The sequence below is a fragment of the Streptomyces sp. NPDC058307 genome (assembly GCF_042880295.1).
Taxonomy (GTDB): domain Bacteria; phylum Actinomycetota; class Actinomycetes; order Streptomycetales; family Streptomycetaceae; genus Streptomyces.
Genome location: NZ_JBHVYZ010000179.1, coordinates 1 through 1,001, shown reverse-complemented (window position 1 = coordinate 1,001; position 1,001 = coordinate 1). Strand labels below are relative to the sequence as shown.

General features: G+C 69.6%; 1 protein-coding gene. It reads right to left on the bottom strand.

The window, feature by feature from the left end; translation table 11 throughout:
• On the bottom strand, nucleotides 1–1,001 hold a 1,001-nt coding region (locus ACFVYN_RS41415), incomplete at both ends, for a condensation domain-containing protein (protein ID WP_390008122.1).

Sequence of the window (1,001 nt, the reverse complement as noted above, 5' to 3'; positions counted from 1 at the left end):
GGTGATGCATCCGCAGCAGCACCAACCAGCGGCCATCGCCCTCCGGATGTGCGGCCACACAGGCATTGATCAGCGGCGCACGGCCTACGTCCATGGACGTTCCGCCGAGCGCGAGCAGGCCCCGCACCGGGTCTGTTCCGGACTCCAGCACGACCTCACGGAGCGGCAGCGCCGCCCGGCGCCAAACGACCTGGACGGGTGCGGCCAGTCCTTCCCAGACCAGGGAGGTGCGGTAGATGTCATGCCGGTCCAGCACCTGCTGCAGTGCATGGGTGAACGCATCGAGCCGGGTGCGGGAAGCGAACTCCAGCACCACTGGCATGACGTATGCGTCGTCGCCGCCCGCCCCAGCCATCAGATGGTGGAAGAGGATGCCCTCCTGAAGCGGCGCCAGTGGATAGATGTCCGCGACATTGCCCGCGCCGCCCGGAACGCGCGCCACGACCCGTTCGATCTCCGCTGCCGACAGCTCCACCAGCGGCAGCATCTCGGGCGTGATCGCCTCCGCACCCTCAGGAATGCGGTTCTCCGGCACCACCACCCGTTCCGCACCCGCAACAGCCGCCAGCCCCGCCACCGTCGGCGTCTCGAAGAGCGCGCGCACAGGTACGGTGACGCCCCTCAGCCGCAGCAGCTCCACCAGACGCACCGTCAGCAGGGAGTGCCCGCCGAGCGCGAAGAAGTCGTCGTCGACGCTCACCGTCGGCAGTCCGAGCACCTCCGCGAACGCGGCACACAGGATCTCTTCGCGGGCGTTGGCCGGCCCGCGCCCCTGGCCCGTGCCGTATTCAGGTGCCGGTAGAGCTCGGCGGTCCAGCTTTCCGTTCACCGTCATCGGCAGGGCGTCCAGCGGCACGACCGCCGCGGGCACCAGATATTCGGGCAGCCGCTCCCCCGCGAACTGACGCACCCGCGCCGACAGCCCCTCCTCGACCTCCCTTTCCTTGGGTACGACGTAGGCGACCAGGCGTTTGTCGCCCGGACTGTCCTCGCGCACCACC